Consider the following 18,212-nt stretch of genomic DNA (forward strand, 5'->3'; position numbering starts at 1 on the left):
TCTGCTCCGCGCGCGATCGGCTCGATCACCAGGCACCGTGGCCCGTTTGGAGGAGCGTCATGTTCGTTGTTTCGGTCGTCGCCGGAATGGTTCTGTCCGCGCTCGCAGTTCCCGTCGATTCCTCGGCCGCTTCGGCTCCGACCGAAAAGATCACGCTCGACATCAAGACCATCAACGGCTCCGGCTGCCCGGCCGGCACCGCCACCGCGTCGGCGGACGTCGCCTCGGACAACACGTCCTTCACGGTGCACTACGCGAACTTCACCGCCAAGGCCGGCGGCGGCGCTCCGGCGCTCGAAGCCCGGAAGAACTGTCAGATCAACGTGCTCGTCCATGTGCCGCAAGGGTTCACGTACGCGATCGCCGAAGCCGAGTACCGCGGCTTCGCGCACATCGAGAGCGGGGCGAGCGCGCTCGAGCAGGCCAACTACTACTTCGCGGGGACGTCGCCGACCGCGCGGGTGCGCCACGCCTTCCCCGGCCCGTTCCACGGCGTGTGGCGGGCCTCGGACGTGACCGAGGTCGCGGAGCTGGTGTTCGCCCCGTGCGGGGAGAGCCGCAACCTGAACGTCAACGCGGAACTGCGGGCGGACGCGGGCACCTCGAGTGGTGCGACTTTCATCGAAATGGATTCCGAACACGCGAGCGTGGACACGATTTACCACTTCGCGTGGAAGACCTGCTGAATTCCGCGGGCATTGCCGGAAACGGACCGCTCACCGGGACCCCGCCGGTGAGCGGTCCACCCGTTCACGCGCTCAGACGTGGGTGACCAGCAGGGTCACGCCCGCTTCGCCACCGCAGTCCACGAAGACCGGGCCCACCCCGTTGCCGATGGTCTGCACCACGGTGGCCTTGGCCACGAAGTGGTCCGGGCCGGCCGACAGGATCCGGATGTTCTCGAGTGCCGGCCGCTCCGGGAAGCCGCCGAGCACGGACTTCAGGCCCGTGCCGCCGCCGCAGTCGCCGGTGATCGTCACCTCTTGGCCGCGGCGGGTGGTCGGGTTCGGGCTCACCTGCACGGTGGCCCGCGCCCCCTTCGGGGGCTGGTTCGCGTTCGTCATCGTCCCCTCCGTGCTCCCCGGTTGCGCGGTCGCGCCCCCGGCCATCCCGATGCTCGCCGCCGTGACCAGGCCGGCCGCGAGGGCCAGGCCGAGTGCGGTGCGAACGGTTTTCGGGTTGCTGCGCATGGTGTTCTCCTCCCTTGAACCCGGTCTCGGTCCGCCGGATCCACCCGGTCAGTCGCCGGGGGACAGGCCCGAGGTTCTCGGGGGAGGAGAGTGAGACGTGGATCACAAACGAGGGGTCAGCGTGCGACGCGAGGCTGTTCGGTCTCGGCGGTCGGCACCAGGCGGCATCGTCGTTCGAACCGCTCCATCAGGACGGTAGCGATCAGGAGGGCCACTGGGGTGCTCACCGCGATCCACATGCCAGGGAACCTACCCAGCCCCGCGACGTCTCAATCGCCCGCCGACAGGCTCGTGATCACCTCCAGTAGCCGGGCGCGGAAAGCGTCGTCCGCCCCGAGCCCGCCGAGCAGGGCGGGCTCGGCGCGCACCGCCCGTTCGTGGATCGCCCGGCCGGCCGAAGTCAACCGGGTCAGGTGACGCCGGGCGTCCGCCGGGTCCGGCGTCCGCGTCACGAAACCCGCCTTCGCGAGGCGGTCGAGCGTGCGGCTCATGGTCTGGTCGGTCACCTGGCAGTGCTGGGCGAGCGTCCGCTGGGGGAGCGGCCCGTCGCGCAGCGAGTGCAGCGCGATCAGCCCCGCGTGGGTGAGCCCCATGCCGGCGAGGACGGTCACCCAGCGTTGCTCGACCAGCCGGGCGGCGGCGGCCAGCAGGCGCCCGGTGGGCCACGTGCTCAGGTCGGGTTCGGGGGCTGTGCTCACCGTCACTCCGCGTCGTCGTGCAAAATGTTCAGCCTGCTGAACAATGGGGCGTGTTCGCCCTCGAAAGGACCTTAGCGACCATGAACGACTCCCCGCGCCGCCTCCGCTGGCTGCTCCCCGCGTTGCTCGTGGTCGCCTGGCTCGGGCTGGGCGGGTTCGGCGGGCCGTTCGCCGGCAAGCTGAGCGAGGTCGCGAAGAACGACAACGCCGCGTTCCTGCCGAGCTCGGCCGAGGCGACCGAGGTCTCCGACGAGCAGAAGGCGTTCACCCCGCGCCAGGTGCTGCCCGCGACCGTCGTCGCCGAGCGCCCGGCCGGCCTGACCGCCGCCGACCGGCAGTTCCTCGAGGCAAAAGCGCGCGAGCTCGGCAGCGTGCCCGGCGTCGTCGGCCCGCTCGGAGCCCCCGAAAAGGCGCCGCGGGACGACCAGGCCGTGCAGCTCAGCGTGCCGATCCTCGCCGACGGCAACCCCGGCGAGGTCGTCAAGGAGGTCCGCGCGAAGCTCACCGGCGGCCCCGAAGGGCTCATCGTGCTCGTCACCGGGCCCGCCGGGCAGATCGCCGACCTGGTGAAGGCGTTCGGCGGCATCGACGGCATCCTCCTGCTCGTCGCGGGCGGCGTGGTCGCGCTGATCCTCATCGTCGTCTACCGCAGCCCCCTGCTGCCGTTCCTGGTCCTGCTCTCGGCGGTGTTCGCGCTCGGGCTCGCCAGCCTCGTCGTCTACCTGCTGGCCAAGAACGACGTCCTCGCGCTCAACGGCCAGAGCCAGGGCATCCTCTCGATCCTCGTCTTCGGCGCGGCCACCGACTACGCGCTCCTGTTCGTCGCGCGGTTCCGCGAGCAGCTGCGCGACACCCCGAGCCGCTTCGACGCGGTGAGGCTCGCCTGGCGCGCGACGCTGGAACCGATCGCCGCGTCCGCGGGAACCGTCGTGCTCGGCGTGCTGTGCCTGCTGTTCAGCGACCTCAACTCGAACAAGGGACTCGGGCCGGTCGCGGCGATCGGCATCGGCGCCGCGTTCCTGGCGTCGACGACGTTCCTGCCCGCGGCGCTGGCGCTGTGCGGCCGCGGCGCGTTCTGGCCGTTCAAGCCGGCGCTCGGCTCGCCGCACCCGGAGACGGCGGGCATCTGGGGCCGGGTGGCCGGGCTGGTCGGCCGCCGCCCGCGGGTGGTCTGGGTGGTGACGGCGCTCGTGCTCGGCGTCGGCGTCGCGTTCCTGCCGCAGCTCAAGGCGTCCGGCACCGCGCAGTCCGACGTGTTCCTCACCGAGGTCGAATCCGGCACGGGGCAGGAGATCCTCGGCCGCCACTTCCCGGGCGGCCTCGGTGCCCCGGCGGTCACGATCGCCGACGCCGGCGCGTTGCCCGCGGTGGTCCAGGCGTCCACGATGGACGGAATCGCGCAGTCGTTCCCGCTGCCCGGCCCCGACGGGAAGCCCAAGGTCGTGAACGGCCGGGTGCAGATCCTGTCCGTGCTCGACGACCCGGCGGACTCGGAAGCGGCGGTCGCGACGGTCGGCAAGCTGCGCGACGCCGTCCACGCGGTACCGGGCGCGAACGCGAAGGTCGGCGGCCCGACGGCGATCCAGCTGGACACACAGCAGACGTCCAAGCACGACCGCGCGCTGATCATCCCGATCGTGCTGCTGGTGATCTTCCTGGTATTGGCGCTGTTGTTGCGGTCGCTGCTCGCACCCCTGCTGCTGATCGCCACGGTGGTCCTGTCGTTCGCGGCGACGATGGGCGTGTCGGCGCTGGTGTTCAACCACATCTTCGGCTTCCCGGGCGCGGATCCGGTGGTGCCGCTGTTCGGCTTCGTCTTCCTGGTGGCGCTGGGGATCGACTACAACATCTTCCTGATGACCCGCGTCCGCGAGGAAGCACTGACCCGCGGAACATGCGCCGGCACGCTACGCGGGCTGTCGCTGACCGGCGGGGTGATCACCTCGGCCGGCGTCGTGCTGGCGGCGACGTTCTCGGCGCTGGCGGTCATCCCGATCCTGTTCCTGGCGCAGATCGCGTTCATCGTCGCGTTCGGCGTCTTGCTGGACACGCTGCTGGTGCGGTCGCTGCTGGTGCCGGCGCTGACCGTGGACGTGGGACGCCGCGTGTGGTGGCCGTCGAAGCTGGCCCGCGCGGAGGAGTAGGGCGTGTCCTGGGGGGTCTTCATCGGAGGCGAAGGCCGATGCAGGCGCGGTGGTAGGCCGCTCATTTGGCGTATCCAGGTGGCCGGGCCGCTGAATTGCTTGAGCCGGGCTCGACCACGTTGCGCAGCTTGGAGAGGCTGGGTGTCCGGCCTGACCGGGGGTGAAGATCACCGCCAAGGGGATCCGTCCAGGCGCGCATCGCCCGACCGGCCGCGGATTGCTTTATGCGCGAGCGGAACATCTGTGGACATGGGTGTGGGCCCGTAGCCGGTGGCTGCGGGCCGATCCCATCACGCTGCGAAGGGCAGTGGCTGATGCAGGTTGTTGCGCCGGGGTTTTCGGCGTTTGTCCAGGAATCGCGGAGGTAGGAACTCGGGGTGGCCGTCGGGGGCGAGGCGGACTTGCCAGCCGGAGCGGTGCATCAGCCGGTGGTGATGCGCGCACAACAAGACCAGGTTCGCGAGATCGGTGGGGCCGCCGTCGGCCCAGTGACGGATGTGGTGACCTTGACAGTGCCGCGGTGGGCGATGGCAGCCCGGGAAGGCGCAGCCTCGGTCACGCAGGAACAGGGCTCGGCGGAGGCCGGGTGAGATCAGGCGGCGGGCTCTACCCAAGTCCAGAGGTTCGCTGCTGGCGCCCAAAACGGACGGGATCAGCTTGCAGTCGCAGGCGTGGATGCGGGCTTCGACGGCCGAGATCAGGCCGGTGTCGCCCAATGTCGCGTGGCCGACACCGGATCTCAGGTCCGCCAGGGACACCGCGACCATCACGTGGGCACGTTCACCAGCCTGAGTCGGCAGCTCTGGCGAGTTGAGCGCGAGGTCGATCGCGTCGGAGAAGGCGTCGCCGTAGCGTTCCTGCGGGGAACGGAAGTCTCCACCGTCGTCGGCGGTGCGGCGTTCGGCGAGGGTGTCGAGTAGGGCGCTGGCTCGGGTGCCGGTCTCGTCGTCGAACCGGCCTGTGAGTTCCCAGGTTCCGGTTCTTTTGCGGCGTAACGAGAGTTCGCGAGCCGGGGTGGCGGGCTCGACATCGACCGGCTCGGCGCCGTCGGGGTCGAGGTGGGCCAGGATCCGGGCGCCGAGGGCGACGACTTGTTTGTGGTCTGCGTCGGCGGCGAAGGCGAGCAGGTCTTGTTCGGCGGTGTCGCGGTGCTCGACGGGGATCCGAGACACAGCCTCGATGATGGTGTCGATCATCGGGGTGCTCAGGGCGCCCGTCAGAGCGGCAGCGCCGGTGGCGGGGGCGACAGCGGCCGGGGAGTCGAGGGTGTGCGCAGAGGTGAGGGCGTGGGCTCGGGCGACGGTGCGCTGGGCGGCTGCGTGGGGAATGTCCGCGAGGTGTTCGAGTAACCGGGCAACAGAGCGGTACCCGAACAGTTCCATGACCCCGCGGGATTCGATTTCCACCAGCAGAGTACCGATTTCCGCCTCGGCAGACCGCACCACGGTGAGCAGCCCGCGGAGACGGTCGGCCAAGGCCTCCGCGTCCGTCTGCCACACCGCTTCTCTGTCCACACACCAAGATTACCGGCGTCCGAACATCTGTTCATCACTCGATCAGGTGGAGGTCAAAGCCTAAGAATCGTGCAAGGCCCGCGAATCCGCAGTCTCACCGGTCAGATACTTGGCCGTACCCGTCAGCGCAAAGAGACGGTCGAGCGCCGGCTTCCGATTGTCCAAGAACAACCGACGACCCGTCCCGACGACCGCACGGTGCACCTTGACCAGCTCCGACAGCCCGGACGAGTCGCAGAAGTCGATCTCGCCGCAGTCGAGGCGCACCTCCCGCACGCCGGGGTCACCGGCGAGGCGGTCGGTGACCAGGCGCACGAGCATGCCGGCCGTGGCGAACTCGAGGTCGCCGGTGACCGTGACGCGCGCCGTGCCCTCGTCCGCGATCGTCCAGGTGCAGGTCAAGCCGCTGGTCATGCCGTTCGCTCCGTTCCGGCGGCCGGCTCCACCAGGTGCGTGCGGGCAGCTCGGAGCAGGCCGGTGGCGCGCGGGAAGTCGCGCAGCTCCGCTTCGAGGAGTTCGAGGGCGGGCACCAGCGAAGCGGCGGGGACGCCCCGCGCCGTGAGGATGCCCGCGGTCCAGGTCAGGAACCCGGTGAACAGCTCTTCGTCGCCGACGTACAGCGCCGTCGCCAGGTACTCGACGATGTGCGCCAGGTCTTCGGCGGTGTACTGGCGCTGCAGGTCGGTGTAGTCCCGCATCGCCGGGATGCGCTCCTCCAGCCCGGCCAGCACCGCCTTCACGAGCCGGCCGGAGCTGCGCGTCACCAGCGTGTACTCCTGGTCGGCCAGGTGCGGCAGGTCGTCGAGCGGCTGGTGGGCCGCGAGCGGGCGGGGGAGGGGCTTCGCGAGCCTGTCGGCCGCCGTCCGGGCGTCCGGGGCCCACGCTTCGGCGCCCAGCAGCCGCGCGTAGCGGCCGTCGGGGCCGAAGGCGGCGCCGCCCGCGATGACCGGGGTCGCGGCCGCCTGGCAGGCGGTGATCGTGGCGTGCGCGGTCGGCAGCCGGGTCGCGATCGAGCTGGACAGCGCGACCGCGTCCGGCCCGGTCCGGTGCAGGTGGGCCACCAGGTGCGGGGCGGGGACCTGCGCGCCGAGGTAGTCGACCTGGAACCCGCGCAGGCGCAGCACCTCGGACAGCAGCCGGGCCGGCATCGCGTGCCATTCGCCGTCGACGCACGCGACCGTGACGCGGCCGAGGTGCGGCTCCGGGCGCTTCAGCACGTGACCGAAGGTCGCGATCACGCGGTCGTTGATCGCGGTCGCGGCGTGCTCCTGGGCGACGCTCAGGCGGTTGGCCGCCCACTCCTGCCCGACCCGCCGCTGCACCGCGGCGATCACGTCGAGCAGCACGCTCTCCGGGTCGGTCCCGTCGCTCAGCGCCTGGATGACGACGTCACCGGCGGCGTACTCGTCGCCGGTCGTGACGGCGGCCCAGAGCCGCTCGGCCTGCTCGGCCACGCCGGTGCTGCGGGTAGCGGTGCTCATGCGGTGTACCTCCCGCGGCCGTGCCCGCCCACCGCCGCCAGGTGCTGCCCGCGCGGCGCGGTGATCGCCAGCACGGCCATGTCGTCGTGGGTGCCGCGCCCGATCCACTGCGAGGCGAGCATCTGCACCCGCTCGACGACGGCGTCGGCGGGCATGTTGGCGCACTCGGCGAGGGCCTGGTGGAGCCGGTCCTCGCCGAACATGGCGTCCCCGAGCGGGCCGCCCTTCGCCTCGATGATCCCGTCGGTGTAGAGCAGGCAGGTCTCGCCCGGGTTGAGCGTGACGTCGGCGCTCACCGACTCGATCTCGGGCAGGACCCCGATGAGGCTGCCCTGCGTCTCCGCCTCCTCGACCCGCCCGTCGGCCCGCACGATCAGGGGCGGCGGGTGCCCGGCGGCGGTGACGCGCAGCCGGACTGTCGCGCCTTCGCGGCGCGCGGAGGCCAGCACCAGCGTGACGTACCGAGCGTCGGCGTTGTCGCCGAGCGTGCGGTTCAGCAGGTCGAGCAGCCGGTGGTGCTCGCCGGCCATCGGCAGCAGCGCCCGCAGCGTCGTGCGGATCTTGCCGGTCAGCACGGCCGCTTCGAGACCCTTGCCGCAGACGTCGCCGAGCACGGCCAGCGACTCGTCGTCGCCATCGGCGGTGACGGCGGAGTGGACGTCGTAGAAGTCGCCGCCGATCCGCTCGCCGTCGCGGGCCGGGCGGTAGCGGCCGGCGAACTCGACGCCGCCGAGCTGCTCCAGGGTGGGCGGCAGCAGCTCGCGCATCAGCGTGTCCGTGATGGACGCCTGCAGCGCGAACACCCGCGCCGCCGACATCGCCGCGCCGGCGCGGGCCGCGAACAGCCGCGCGAAGAGCTCTTCCTGGTCGGAGAAGGACGCCCGGTCGCCGCGGCGCAGCAGCACCAGTGCGCCGGCGGGCACGCCGTGGCCGGGCAGCGGCGTCACGACGATCGACCCGACCGGACCGAACCCCGCGGGCAGCACCCAGCCGGGTGCCGCGTCCGGGTCGAGCCAGCGCGAAGGCACCGGCGGGAAGCCCTGCAGGGCCTCGCCGAGGCCGGGCAGCTCGTCCGGGTCGATCACCAGCCGGGAGCGGGCCGGTTCGCCGCCGCGCACGCAGGCGACGGCGGGGAAGCTCCCGCTGTGGGTGGGGGCCAGGACCAGCGCGGCGTCGGCGAGGTGCTCCGCGGCCAGCCGGGCGGCGACCTCCATGCAGCGTTCGAGGTTGAGCGAGCCCAGCAGGGCGGCCGACGCGTCGCTCAGGAAGGCGGTCCGCTCCTGCTCGCGGGCCAGGGCGTCGCGGGCCACGCGGGCGTCGGTCTCGTCCACGAGCCACCACGTCACGGCGTCGCCGTGCAGGATCGGGTACGCCGCGAACGACCGCTCTCCGACCTCGCCGCGGGCGACCCCGCCGGGGCCGTGGGCGGCGGTCAGCCAGTCCGCGACCGCGCCGTCGAGCGGCCGGCCGGGAGCGGCAGCGGGGAAGAGCAGGCGGGCGGCCTCGTTGAGCGAGCGGATCACCCCGGATCCGTCCGCGACGACCGCCGCGATGGGGGCGGCGGCCCACTCCCGGCCGGCGTCGACCGGGGTGGCGGGCGCGGTGCGCGCGCGGTCAGCCACGGGCTCCGGCCGGGTCCGGGTCGGTGACCAGCTCGGCCCACAGGGTCTTGCCGCTGGGCCGGCGCAGCTGGCCCCACGCCGCGGCGCAGCGCTCCACCAGCAGCAGCCCGCGGCCGCCGTGGTCGGACGGCGCCCGGCGGCGGGCGGTTTCGCCACCGCCGTCGTCGACCTCGATCCGCAGCTTGGCGGCGCCGGGCAGCAGCCGGACGTGGTAGGGCGCGCGGCCGTGGCGCAGCGCGTTCGAAGTCAGCTCGTCCACCACCATCACCGCGGTGCTGACGACGTTCACCGGCAGATCGCACAGCACGGTGCGCACCCAGTGGCGGACCCGGGCCAGCTCGGAGAGCTCGGCGGAGATGCCGAGCTCGTGCCGCACATCGCGGAGCTTCACAACCGCCTCCTTCGCCGTGCCCGGCCCCTGGGGGAGGCCTTCCCCTTCTTCATGCCCGGATCCGGGGCCGCTCACACGGGTATCGGAGCTCGTCACGCGTCTCCCCAGGAAGATAGGGCCGCTTCGAGGGTCGGGTGCACCGGCATCAGGTCGCCGAGCCCGAGCAGTTCGATCGGCCGGACCACGACGGGCGCGGTCGTCACGACGGCGTAGCGGCCACCCGCCCGGAGCAGCTCCCGGCCGAGCCGGAGCAGGACCTGCAGGCAGCTGGAGTCGCAGTACTGCACGTCGGCCATGTCCACGACGATCCGCGCGGCGCCGGGATCCGCTGGCACCAGGTCCGCCAGCTTGGCGGACACCGCGAAGTCGAACTCGCCACGCAGGGTGTATACGCGCAGGTCCCCGTCTTCGGAGCTTTCCAGGGACCAGCCGTCATCGGAGGATCGCTGCCGGGGCCGCGCTGCGTCGGTGGTCATGAAGCACTCCTGGTCGGGGATCGGGACATGGGCTGGCGGCTCAACCCGTTCCCGTCGCAATCTACCAAAGCCGCCCGTCGCGGGCAGCGCCGTGTCCCGTCACCGTCCTTTAAGGACTGGCTCCCGGGGCGGCGCGTCGGCCGCCGGAGCAGGGACTTCGGTGCCGGGCGGCACGATGGCGGTGTTCACGGTGCGGGTCAGCCGTTCGTAGGGGGCGCGGTGCTCGTCGTCGAGCAGCACCGCCAGCGGCGTCCAGACCCCGACCACGAACACCGACGCGGCGAGCGCGACGGGCAGGAGCAGCTGCTCGGGGTGGGCGCCGAGGTCCCAGTGGTCGAGGTCGAGCGCCCACCAGCCGAGCCACAGCGGGGACAGCAGCACGCCGTTGCGGACCAGCAGCGAGATCGGCCCGGCCCGGCGCCCGCCCCGGCGCGTGACCCGCAGCAGCATGGCGCGCTTGCCGGGGGTCGAACCGGTCACCGCGGGCAGCACCACGAACCAGACGAGGGCGAGGATCACGACCGGCGTGTCGCGGTGGCGCAGGTCCTCGCCGAACAGCGTGAGCAGGCCGAAGAGGAAGCCGAGCAGCGCGGCGAACCCGAGCAGGTCGCTGGCCAGCGCGAAGAGCCGCCGCGTGAAGGTGACCTTCGCGGCGTAGCGGCGCCGGTCGTGCTCCGGCTCCGGCGAGGGCAGCAGGCGGCCGAGCGGGCCGGCCACGAGCCAGCCCACGACGACACCGGCGGTGTTGAGGATCAGGTCGTCGACGCTGAACAGCCGGTACGGGCACGGGTAGACGAACCACAGGCCGGTCAGCTGCGTCAGCTCGAAGAACAGGGAGACGCCGAAGCCGATGAGGGCCGCGGGCACCAGCCGCATCCGCTGCGCGTACCGGACGTAGAAGCCGAGCGGCGCCAGCATCACGACGTTGAGCGCCGTGGTCCAGACCGCGGGGTTGTGCAGGAGCGCGCCGGGGCTCCAGTGCCCGCGGGCGCGCTGCGAGACCACTTCGACGAAGTAGAAAGGCCGCAACTGGGGAGAACTCGCGTACGTGTGCCCCGCGCAGTACGCCGGATCGGCGGGCAGCGGCAGCACCGTCTGCGTCGCGATCGCCAGCAGGTAGAAGAGGAACGTGTAGAAGACGAAGGTCGGCCAGCCGCCGGCGCGGCCGCGGCGGCGGTAGCTGACGAACGCGGCCGGCAGCATGACGGCCAGCACGAGCAGCGGGAAGAGGAGGAGGGCGGTGCGGACGGGGACGAGGTAGGTGGCGACCACGGAGCCGGTGGTACCCAGCCGCGCGGGAGGTGAAGCGTGCTTCCCCCGGACGGCTGGGTTTCACCGGCGGCCGGTCACTGCGGAGGCGCGTCCTGCTGCCCGCCGCCCTGCTTGTGCAGGAAGTCCTTCACCTTGTCGGAGCCCTGGTCGATCTTGTCGGAGTGCTCGCCGAACCGCTGCTTCGCGGCCTCGGCGGCCTTGTCGACACCCTGGTCGGCCTGCTCCGGGTTCTTCCCGAGCGCTTCCTTGGCCTTGTCGAACAGGTTCATCCGTCCTGCCTCCGTCCGGAATTCGATCATCGGTCGTCCCGAGGAGAACACCGGCTCCCGGCGGCCGCAACCACGAGGCACCCGTCGCGGGGATTTCCGGTGTTTTAGCGGGTGAAAGGTGGTGCGCGGAGTTTGGGCCCGGGGCTTCGGGGTAAGGGCCGATTCCTTTCCGGGGCGGCGCCGGTCGGTACCGGCATGAGCGATCCCCTCCTGAACGCCGCCGCCCGCGAGGTGCTGGACGGCCCGCACACCGCCGTGCTCGCGACCTCGAACGCCGACGGCGGGCCGCAGTCGTCGGTGATCTTCGCGAAGCGCGACGGCGACGCGGTCGTCTTCAGCACGATCCACGGGCGGCTGAAGACCCGGAACATGCTGCGCGACCCGCGGGTCAGCCTGCTGGTCGCCGGCGAGCCCGGCCGGTACGTCGAGATCCGGGGGAGCGTGGAGCTCACCGAAGACCCGGAAAAGGTGCTGCTGCACGAAATGTACACCCGCCACATGGGCGGGGCGACGCCGCCGCCCGAGCCGGGCGCGCGGCGGGTCGTCGTCCGGATCCTCCCGGAAAAGGTGTACCTGTGGCCGCCTGCGGGCCGGGGGTGAACCACTCGGCGGCCCGGCCCGTATACCGGGTGAGGATCGCCGGTCCCGCCGCACGGGCCGGGCGGTCACCGCCGCGATCGACGACGTGAGGCCCGCATGCTTGGAAGAACCGCCCCGGCCGCGCCCCTGCCCGACTTCGGCCTGCCCCGGCCCGGCCGCCGGCACGCCGTCGCGGGCCGGGTGCTGACGGCGCTGGCGGCGCTGCTCGTGCTGTTCGCGCTCCTCGCACCGGACGACCTCACCGCGTTCTCGGCCGAGGCGCTCGTGCGGGTGCCGGTGGAAGGTGTCGTCGTCGCCGCGTTCGTGCTGGTGCTGCCGCCGCGTCCGCGCCGCGTCGTCGCTGTCCTCTTCGGTCTGGTGCTGGGGCTCCTGACCTTGATGAAGGCGCTGGACACCGGGTTCTACGCCACCCTCGAGAAGCCGTTCGACCCGGTTTACGACTGGAGCTTCTTCCGCGCCGGAGTCGAGTTCCTGGCCGGCCAGATCGGGGACGCGGCCACCGTCGGCGCGCTCATCGGCGCCGGCGTGCTCGCGGTGGTCGTCGTGGTGCTCATGGTGCTGGCGATGCTGCGGCTCTCGCGCGTCGCGGCCGGGCGCCGGACCGCGGCGACGCGGGTCGTGGCGGTGCTCGGGGTCGTCTGGATCGTCTGCTCGGTGTTCGGCGTCGAGCTCGCGCCCGGCCAGCCGGTGGCCGCGCAGAGCGCCGCCGCGCTGGCCTACGGCGACCTGCGGCAGGTGGGCGCCGACCTGCGGGAGCAGCGCCCGTTCGGCGAGGTGGCCGCGGAAGACGCGTTCCGCGCCACCCCCGGTGCCCAGCTGCTGAACGGGCTGCGCGGCAAGAACGTCGTGCTCACCTTCGTCGAGAGCTACGGCCGCGTCGCGCTCGACGACCCGGCGATCGGCCCGAAGATCGGTGCGACGCTCGACGCCGGCACCGCGGAGCTGCGCGCGGCGGGCATCGGCGCGAAGAGCGCTTTCCTGTCGTCCTCGACGTTCGGCGGCGGCAGCTGGCTGGCCCACTCGACGGTGCAGTCGGGCATGTGGATCGACAACCAGCAGCGCTACAACGACCTCCTCGCCAGCGACCGGCTCACCCTCGGCGGCGCGTTCCAGCGCGCGGGCTGGCGGACGGTCTGGGACGTGCCCGCGCACACGAAGGACTGGCCGGAGGGGCAGAAGTTCTACCACCCGGACGCCTACTACGACGCCCGCGCCATCGGCTACCACGGCCCGGGCTACGCCTACGCGACCATGCCCGACCAGTTCACGATGTCGATGCTGCAGCGCAAGGAACTCTCGAAGGCGGGACCGGTGATGGCCGAGGTCGACCTCGTGTCCAGCCACGCACCGTGGTCGCCGCGCCCCTGGCTGGTCGACTGGAACCAGGTCGGCGACGGCTCGGTCTTCGCGCCGCAGCCGGCGGCGGGCGAAGCGCCGGAATCGGTCTGGAAGGACCCCGCGAAGATCCGCGACGCCTACCGCGACGCCACGGACTACTCGCTGAAGACGCTGATCTCGTTCATGCAGCACTACGGCGACGAAAACACGGTGCTGGTGTTCCTCGGCGACCACCAGCCGCCGGTGGTCACGCCGCAGGGGGCGGTGCACGACGTGCCGATCACGATCGTGGCGAAGGACCCGAAGGTGCTGGATCGGATTTCCGGCTGGGGCTGGACGGACGGGCTGCACCCGGCCGCGCGGGCGCCGGTGTGGAAAATGGACTCGTTCCGCGACCGGTTCCTGACGGCGTTCGCTCGTTGACCGGCCACGGAAGGAGCACGCCATCCGTCCAGGGGCGCGGGCTAGCCCGGATGGAGCAGTGCCGTGACTTTCCGCTGCGCGCGAATTCACTGGCCCGATGAATTGCCGGTAATTCTTCCGCACTTCTACGCTTCTCGACGTCGGGTTCTCCGCGCTGAGGAGTGGTCATGCGAAGGAAATTGGCGGTTCTCGGGGTCGCTTTGTTTTCGCTGTTCGGTCTGACGGTCGTACCCGCGGCCGCGGCCGGCGGCGATTTCGCGCCACCCGGCTGCTTCGGCGAGCGGTACGCCACCCTCTTCGGCCAGGGTGTCTCGGTGAGCTGCTTCCCCGGCGAGGGCTACGGCTACCGCGTGCTGGCGCACTGCGCGAACGGTTCCGCGTTCTGGTTCGTGGCCGGTGATTTCGTGCCGTACGGATTCGGTCCGGCGGTCGCGGAGTGCGCCGGGGCGCTGCTGGTGCCGGCGCGGGTGGTCGGCTACCAGGTCGACGAAATCTGATTCGGGCACGGAACCGTCCGGTCACCCATTTCCCGGGTGACCGGACGGTGTCGTGCGCGCGATTTACGGGGAGTTTCCAGCGCGGCGGTCGTCGCGAACAGATCCGGCCGGTTCGGCCGTGGTCAGCTCGGCGAGCACGCTCTCCTGGACGCGAACGCCGGGTACGTGAGGTGTCGGCGGCGGGGGACGGTCGTGCACGTTCGCTGCCCCGCGGTCTCCGGTTCGGTCCGGGGTCCGCGCCGCCGTGGTGTACTTGGTCCAGACCTTCGTCGGCGCGGACGGGTGAGCCCGGTCCGTGCCTCTTGGCGTGCCCGGAACTTGTTGTCCCCCAGTGTGATTGCGTGTTCAGTCCGCAATGGACAGACGTTCGCTCCCGCGAATTCCGGACAGAAGACCGGACAAATCTGGACCCACCGCGCATCGGCCCGCACACTCGGCGGACGGTGTGTTTCTTTCCCCCGGTCCCTGGAGGAGTCCCCATGCGTCGAAGAATCTCCCTTGCCCTCGGCGGCGCCGCCGTCCTGACCGCGTCCCTCGCTTCCGCCTCGCTGAGCCCGGCCGTCGCGTCGCCCGGGCTGATCGCCGCCATGCAGCGGGACTTCGGCCTGACCGCCACCCAGGCCGAAACCCGGCTCGGCCAGGAAACGTCCGCCGCGCGGGTGATGCCGGCCGCGCAGCAGGCCGCCGGTGCCGCGTTCGGCGGCGCGTGGTTCGACCCCGCGCTCGGCAAGCTCGTCGTCGGCGTGACCGACCCGGCCGCCGCCGACGCCGTCCGGAGGACCGGTGCCGAGCCCACCACCGCCCGGGTCAGCGCGGCGAAGCTCGACGCCGCCAAGGCCGCGATCGACGCCTCGGCCAAGGCCGACCCGGCCCCGGCGGCCGTCAGCGGCTGGCGCGTCGACCCGCGGGCCGGCAGCGTCGTGGTCACCCTGCGGCCGGGCGCGCACGGTGCCGACGTCGACGCCTTCCTGGCCCGCGCCGCGAAGTCGGGCCCGGTGACCGTGGCGAGCGCGCCGGCCGCGCAGCCGTTGTCGGCGGGCACCGTCGGCGGCGACCCGTACTACATCAACGGCAACACCCGCTGCTCGATCGGGTTCTCCGTGCAGGGCGGCTTCGTCAGCGCCGGGCACTGCGGCGGCGCGGGCAGCTCGGTCGTCGGCTGGGACGGCTCGGCGATGGGCAGCTTCGCCGGCTCTTCCTTCCCCGGCAACGACTACTCGTTCATCCGCATCGGCAACGGCTGGTGGACCGCACCGGTCGTGCTCGGCTGGGGCACGGTCAGCGACGCGCTCGTCCGCGGCTCCTGGGTCGCGCCGGTCGGCACGTCGGTGTGCCGCTCGGGCTCGACGACGCACTGGCACTGCGGCACGGTGCTGGGTCTCAACGAGACGGTCAACTACTCCCAGGGCGCGGTCTACCAGATGACGCGGACCAACGTCTGTGCCGAGCCCGGCGACTCCGGCGGTTCGTTCATCACCGGAGACCAGGCCCAGGGCGTCACCTCGGGCGGCTGGGGCAACTGCAGCTCCGGCGGCGAGACGTGGTTCCAGCCGGTGAACGAGATCCTGCAGACCTACGGCCTGTCCCTCGTCACGGCGTAAGAAAATTTCTCCGGCGGCGGCCGATGAATCCGGCGGCCGCCGCCGGTAGGTACCGGTGAGGCTGCGCCAAGGGGGCGCGGCGGGACCCACCGGGAGCAGTCATGAGCGTCATCGTCACCGAGTTCGTCACCCTGGACGGCGTCGCCGAGGACCCGGACGGCTCCGGCGGCACCGCCACCGGCGGCTGGGCGTTCCGGCACGGCCCGGAAGCCGTCGCCGGGGACAAGTTCCGGCTGGGAAGCCTGCTCGAAACCGGCACCCTGCTGCTCGGGCGCACCACGTGGGAGCTCTTCTCGAAGCTCTGGCCCGGCCGCACCGACGAGTTCTCCGCCCGGCTCAACGCGGCCCGGAAGCTGGTCGTCTCGCGGACGTTGACCGACGTGTCGGCGTGGCAGAACTCCACGCTGCTGCCTGGGGATCCGATCGAGGTGGCCGAGCGCCACGACGGGGACCTGATCGTCATCGGCTCGCTCGGGGTCGCGCAGGCGCTCGGCCGCCGCGGCCTGGTCGACGAGTACCGGCTGCTCGTGTTTCCGAGCCTCGTCGGGGCCGGCCGCCGGCTCTTCGACGGCGCGGCGCCCGCGGACCTGCGGCTGGTCTCCAGCACGGAGGTCGGCGCCGCGGTGCTGAGCACCTTCCGGACGCGCGGTGTGATGTCCAGGGACGTTGTCCCGAGTTGAGGTGACCTGGTGGCGCCTGTCGTGCAGACAGGTGAAGGCCTCCGGATGTGAAGTGGAGCTGTCTAGGAACCGCTTCACCTACCGGAGGCCTTCGTGTCCCACCCTGACCCCACGCACCCGCCTGTGACTCACCCACATCGACCGGGTCATCGGCGAACCCCTGCGCCGCTACGAACACGCCTGTCCCGGATCGCTGATCCATGTCGATGTCACCGAGTTCGGCAACATCCCCGACGGCGGCGGGCACCGCTTCGTCGGACGCCCAAGGCGAGCGCAACAAACGCGCCACCCCCGAAACCGCAGCCACCGCGGTAGTGCGCCGGGCAGTGGCCTGGTTCGCCGGCCGCGGCGTCACCGTCTAACGGGTCCTATCCGACAACGGCTCGGCCTCTATCCCTGCGAGCAGCAACGCCGAGCAGCGCTACCGGGCTGGCTGCACTTCCACGATCACCACCGACCCCACAGCTCAACCGGCGGCAAGCCGCCGGTCACCCGGCTGACCAACCTTCCTGGACATCACAGCTAGGTCCGCAGCAGGCTCCCGAGCCAGCCGCCCAGTACCTGCTGGACCTCGGCGCGGGTCGTCGCGGGGTCGTCAGCTGCGGCGATCATCCGCGCCGCCTCCAGCACCGCGCTGAGCACGAGCTGGGCCAGGGCGCGGACGGGCTGCTCGACGATCAGCCCGTCCGCCCTGGCCTGCTCCAGCACGGTGACGAGCAGGCCGAGGCCGTACTCCGCCTCGATCTCGCGCCAGACCTCCCAGCCGAGCACGGCCGGGGCGTCGGTGAGCGAGATGCGGCGGACCTCTTCGCGCAGGCAGGCGTCGAGGAAGACGCCCAGGCCCTGCAGCATGCCGGTCAGCGGGTCCGCGGCGCCGGCGAACGCGGCTTCGACCTCTTGGGTCAGCTCGCGCTCGAGCTCCTCGACGACGGCGCGGAACAGGCCCTGCTTGTCGGCGTAGTGGTGGTACAGCGCGCCCCGGGTGACGCCGGCGGCGCGGGTGATCTCGTCCGCCGGCACGGCCTGGTAGCCGCGGGTGGCGAACAGCTCGCGCGCGGCGGTGACCAAGGCGGCCTTCGTGCCGGCGGAACGGTCCTGCTGGGTACGTCGCACCCGCCTAATCTGCCATGGCACCCGCGAACTCGACGACGTGGCGGGCCAGCACGGCGGGCTGGTCCTCGGAGATGAACGTGTAGGAGTCGGGTACCTCGACGAGTTTCGCGTCCGGCAGCAGCGCGGCGAGGCGGTGCGCGAGCCGGATCGGGAACAGCTTGTCCTCGGCCGCCCACGCCAGGAGCACCGGCCGGTCGAAGGTCCGCAGCTTTTCGGCCGCGGCCAGCGTGTGCCGCGGATGGACCTCCCGGAGCAGCTTGCGCAGGTCCCGCCGCACTCCGGCCGACTTCCGCAGCTGCCCGAGGTAGGCCTGCGCGACCGCGTCCGGCAGCGGCCGCTTGGTCACCCAGCCGAACAGCAGCGGAAGCCGGTACAGCGCGCGGATCCGCAGCAGCTGCCCGAGCACGGCCATCGACCCCGGGATCCGCGCGATCGGCGGCAGCGCCTTGAAGATCGGCGGGAAGAAGTACTCGAAGCAGTCGGACGGCGTGAGCACCACGCGCCCGACCCGCTCCGGACGGCGGCTGAGCATGATCTGCGTCAGCGCGCCGCCGGTGTCGTTCGCGACGAGCGTGACGTCGCGGAGGTCGAGCGCCTCGAGGAAGCCGGCGATGACGTCGGCGTTCCCGGTGGGGGACAGGTCGGCGTCCGCGCGCATCGGCAGGTCGTGCGCGCCGAGCGGCAGGTCGGGCGCCAGGCACCGGAACCCGGCCGCGGCGACTTCGGGGACGACTTTCCGCCAGAGTTCCGCGTTCGTCAGCACCCCGTGGACGAACACCACCGGGGCGCCGGAGCCCCGCTCGAAGTACCGCACCTCGCCGGCGGGCAGCCGGACGCGGTGCTCCTGACCCAGGGTTTCGCTCCGTTGCGTCATGCGGTCAGGTTACATACATGGTGTATGTA

General features: G+C 71.9%; 20 protein-coding genes and 1 pseudogene. 8 read left to right on the forward strand and 13 right to left on the reverse strand.

Features of this window, described 5'->3' with window-relative positions; translation table 11 throughout:
• Positions 1 to 59 precede the first annotated feature (59 nt).
• A complete protein-coding gene (locus MUY14_RS11850) occupies positions 60 to 686 on the forward strand; it encodes a DUF4360 domain-containing protein (RefSeq protein WP_247023026.1) in 627 nt (208 codons plus the stop codon).
• A 72-nt stretch (positions 687 to 758) separates the two neighbouring features.
• Here the strand turns inward: MUY14_RS11850 and MUY14_RS11855 are convergent, their stop codons facing one another.
• The 3 genes from MUY14_RS11855 to MUY14_RS11860 all read right to left on the reverse strand — a co-directional run bounded on the left by MUY14_RS11855 (position 759) and on the right by MUY14_RS11860 (position 1,894).
• Positions 759 to 1,190, reverse strand: coding sequence for a hypothetical protein (locus MUY14_RS11855; protein ID WP_247023027.1), 432 nt, complete (start codon positions 1,188 to 1,190; stop codon positions 759 to 761).
• 116 nt (positions 1,191 to 1,306) lie between these two features.
• The gene (locus tag MUY14_RS46855) at positions 1,307 to 1,429 is read right to left on the reverse strand and encodes a hypothetical protein (RefSeq protein WP_281506286.1); all 123 of its coding nucleotides are present in this window, start codon (positions 1,427 to 1,429) and stop codon (positions 1,307 to 1,309) included.
• 30 nt (positions 1,430 to 1,459) lie between these two features.
• Positions 1,460 to 1,894: a MarR family winged helix-turn-helix transcriptional regulator gene (locus MUY14_RS11860; protein ID WP_247023028.1), complete on the reverse strand. Its 435-nt coding sequence runs from the start codon at positions 1,892 to 1,894 to the stop codon at positions 1,460 to 1,462.
• Positions 1,895 to 1,968: 74 nt separating this feature from the next.
• Here MUY14_RS11860 and MUY14_RS11865 point away from each other — a divergent pair, with 74 nt between their 5' ends.
• A complete protein-coding gene (locus tag MUY14_RS11865; RefSeq protein WP_247023029.1) occupies positions 1,969 to 4,032 on the forward strand; it encodes an MMPL family transporter in 2,064 nt (687 codons plus the stop codon).
• Positions 4,033 to 4,322: 290 nt separating this feature from the next.
• On the opposite strand, the gene MUY14_RS11870 is transcribed toward MUY14_RS11865, so the two are convergent.
• From MUY14_RS11870 to MUY14_RS11905, 8 genes are all read right to left on the reverse strand, one after another.
• Positions 4,323 to 5,546, reverse strand: a complete 1,224-nt coding sequence (locus tag MUY14_RS11870) for an HNH endonuclease signature motif containing protein (RefSeq protein WP_247023030.1) — start codon at positions 5,544 to 5,546, stop codon at positions 4,323 to 4,325.
• Between the two features lie 60 nt (positions 5,547 to 5,606).
• Positions 5,607 to 5,960: an STAS domain-containing protein gene (locus tag MUY14_RS11875; protein ID WP_247023031.1), complete on the reverse strand. Its 354-nt coding sequence runs from the start codon at positions 5,958 to 5,960 to the stop codon at positions 5,607 to 5,609.
• Positions 5,957 to 7,027: a B12-binding domain-containing protein gene (locus MUY14_RS11880; RefSeq protein WP_247023032.1), complete on the reverse strand. Its 1,071-nt coding sequence runs from the start codon at positions 7,025 to 7,027 to the stop codon at positions 5,957 to 5,959. The genes MUY14_RS11875 and MUY14_RS11880 overlap by 4 nt, the downstream gene beginning before the upstream one ends.
• Entirely contained in the window at positions 7,024 to 8,649 is a 1,626-nt protein-coding gene (locus MUY14_RS11885; RefSeq protein ID WP_247023033.1) for a PP2C family protein-serine/threonine phosphatase, read from the reverse strand. Before MUY14_RS11885 ends, MUY14_RS11880 begins: the two co-directional genes overlap by 4 nt.
• On the reverse strand, positions 8,642 to 9,040 hold the full coding sequence (locus MUY14_RS11890; protein ID WP_247023034.1) for an ATP-binding protein: 399 nt from the start codon (positions 9,038 to 9,040) through the stop codon (positions 8,642 to 8,644). The genes MUY14_RS11885 and MUY14_RS11890 overlap by 8 nt, the downstream gene beginning before the upstream one ends.
• 92 nt (positions 9,041 to 9,132) lie before the next feature.
• Positions 9,133 to 9,516, reverse strand: a complete 384-nt coding sequence (locus MUY14_RS11895) for an STAS domain-containing protein (RefSeq protein ID WP_247023035.1) — start codon at positions 9,514 to 9,516, stop codon at positions 9,133 to 9,135.
• A 99-nt stretch (positions 9,517 to 9,615) separates the two neighbouring features.
• Positions 9,616 to 10,788 carry a VanZ family protein gene (locus MUY14_RS11900; protein WP_247023036.1) on the reverse strand — a complete coding sequence of 391 codons (1,173 nt, stop codon included), beginning with the start codon at positions 10,786 to 10,788 and terminating at the stop codon, positions 9,616 to 9,618.
• Between the two features lie 74 nt (positions 10,789 to 10,862).
• Positions 10,863 to 11,057: an antitoxin gene (locus MUY14_RS11905; RefSeq protein ID WP_125316185.1), complete on the reverse strand. Its 195-nt coding sequence runs from the start codon at positions 11,055 to 11,057 to the stop codon at positions 10,863 to 10,865.
• A gap of 195 nt (positions 11,058 to 11,252) precedes the next feature.
• Here MUY14_RS11905 and MUY14_RS11910 point away from each other — a divergent pair, with 195 nt between their 5' ends.
• From MUY14_RS11910 to MUY14_RS11935, 6 genes and pseudogenes are all read left to right on the forward strand, one after another.
• Positions 11,253 to 11,657, forward strand: a complete 405-nt coding sequence (locus MUY14_RS11910) for a PPOX class F420-dependent oxidoreductase (protein ID WP_247023037.1) — start codon at positions 11,253 to 11,255, stop codon at positions 11,655 to 11,657.
• Between the two features lie 96 nt (positions 11,658 to 11,753).
• Positions 11,754 to 13,418 carry a sulfatase gene (locus tag MUY14_RS11915; protein ID WP_247023038.1) on the forward strand — a complete coding sequence of 555 codons (1,665 nt, stop codon included), beginning with the start codon at positions 11,754 to 11,756 and terminating at the stop codon, positions 13,416 to 13,418.
• A 167-nt stretch (positions 13,419 to 13,585) separates the two neighbouring features.
• Complete coding sequence (locus tag MUY14_RS11920) at positions 13,586 to 13,915, forward strand: hypothetical protein (protein ID WP_247023039.1); 330 nt, start codon at positions 13,586 to 13,588, stop codon at positions 13,913 to 13,915.
• 479 nt (positions 13,916 to 14,394) lie between these two features.
• Positions 14,395 to 15,516: a S1 family peptidase gene (locus MUY14_RS11925; protein WP_247023040.1), complete on the forward strand. Its 1,122-nt coding sequence runs from the start codon at positions 14,395 to 14,397 to the stop codon at positions 15,514 to 15,516.
• 101 nt (positions 15,517 to 15,617) lie between these two features.
• Complete coding sequence (locus MUY14_RS11930) at positions 15,618 to 16,196, forward strand: dihydrofolate reductase family protein (protein ID WP_247023041.1); 579 nt, start codon at positions 15,618 to 15,620, stop codon at positions 16,194 to 16,196.
• A 127-nt stretch (positions 16,197 to 16,323) separates the two neighbouring features.
• A pseudogene (locus MUY14_RS11935) lies at positions 16,324 to 16,722 on the forward strand (IS481 family transposase); the annotation flags it as partial.
• Here the strand turns inward: MUY14_RS11935 and MUY14_RS11940 are convergent.
• Both MUY14_RS11940 and MUY14_RS11945 read right to left on the reverse strand, forming a co-directional pair.
• Positions 16,719 to 17,309, reverse strand: coding sequence for a TetR/AcrR family transcriptional regulator (locus tag MUY14_RS11940; RefSeq protein WP_247023042.1), 591 nt, complete (start codon positions 17,307 to 17,309; stop codon positions 16,719 to 16,721). The pseudogene MUY14_RS11935 and the gene MUY14_RS11940 sit on opposite strands and share 4 nt — an antisense overlap.
• A gap of 4 nt (positions 17,310 to 17,313) precedes the next feature.
• A complete protein-coding gene (locus MUY14_RS11945; RefSeq protein ID WP_247023043.1) occupies positions 17,314 to 18,183 on the reverse strand; it encodes an alpha/beta fold hydrolase in 870 nt (289 codons plus the stop codon).
• Positions 18,184 to 18,212 lie beyond the last annotated feature (29 nt).

Origin of the sequence: Amycolatopsis sp. FBCC-B4732 (genome assembly GCF_023008405.1) — a bacterium.
In the GTDB taxonomy this organism is placed as follows: domain Bacteria; phylum Actinomycetota; class Actinomycetes; order Mycobacteriales; family Pseudonocardiaceae; genus Amycolatopsis; species Amycolatopsis pretoriensis_A.

Coding starts and splice junctions, on each gene's coding strand:
- MUY14_RS11850 (WP_247023026.1), top strand. CDS start 60: ATGTTCGTTGTTTCGGTCGTCGCCGGAATGGTTCTGTCCGCGCTCGCA.
- MUY14_RS11855 (WP_247023027.1), bottom strand. CDS start 1,190: ATGCGCAGCAACCCGAAAACCGTTCGCACCGCACTCGGCCTGGCCCTC.
- MUY14_RS46855 (WP_281506286.1), bottom strand. CDS start 1,429: ATGTGGATCGCGGTGAGCACCCCAGTGGCCCTCCTGATCGCTACCGTC.
- MUY14_RS11865 (WP_247023029.1), top strand. CDS start 1,969: ATGAACGACTCCCCGCGCCGCCTCCGCTGGCTGCTCCCCGCGTTGCTC.
- MUY14_RS11875 (WP_247023031.1), bottom strand. CDS start 5,960: ATGACCAGCGGCTTGACCTGCACCTGGACGATCGCGGACGAGGGCACG.
- MUY14_RS11880 (WP_247023032.1), bottom strand. CDS start 7,027: ATGAGCACCGCTACCCGCAGCACCGGCGTGGCCGAGCAGGCCGAGCGG.
- MUY14_RS11895 (WP_247023035.1), bottom strand. CDS start 9,516: ATGACCACCGACGCAGCGCGGCCCCGGCAGCGATCCTCCGATGACGGC.
- MUY14_RS11905 (WP_125316185.1), bottom strand. CDS start 11,057: ATGAACCTGTTCGACAAGGCCAAGGAAGCGCTCGGGAAGAACCCGGAG.
- MUY14_RS11910 (WP_247023037.1), top strand. CDS start 11,253: ATGAGCGATCCCCTCCTGAACGCCGCCGCCCGCGAGGTGCTGGACGGC.
- MUY14_RS11915 (WP_247023038.1), top strand. CDS start 11,754: ATGCTTGGAAGAACCGCCCCGGCCGCGCCCCTGCCCGACTTCGGCCTG.
- MUY14_RS11920 (WP_247023039.1), top strand. CDS start 13,586: ATGCGAAGGAAATTGGCGGTTCTCGGGGTCGCTTTGTTTTCGCTGTTC.
- MUY14_RS11925 (WP_247023040.1), top strand. CDS start 14,395: ATGCGTCGAAGAATCTCCCTTGCCCTCGGCGGCGCCGCCGTCCTGACC.
- MUY14_RS11930 (WP_247023041.1), top strand. CDS start 15,618: ATGAGCGTCATCGTCACCGAGTTCGTCACCCTGGACGGCGTCGCCGAG.
- MUY14_RS11945 (WP_247023043.1), bottom strand. CDS start 18,183: ATGACGCAACGGAGCGAAACCCTGGGTCAGGAGCACCGCGTCCGGCTG.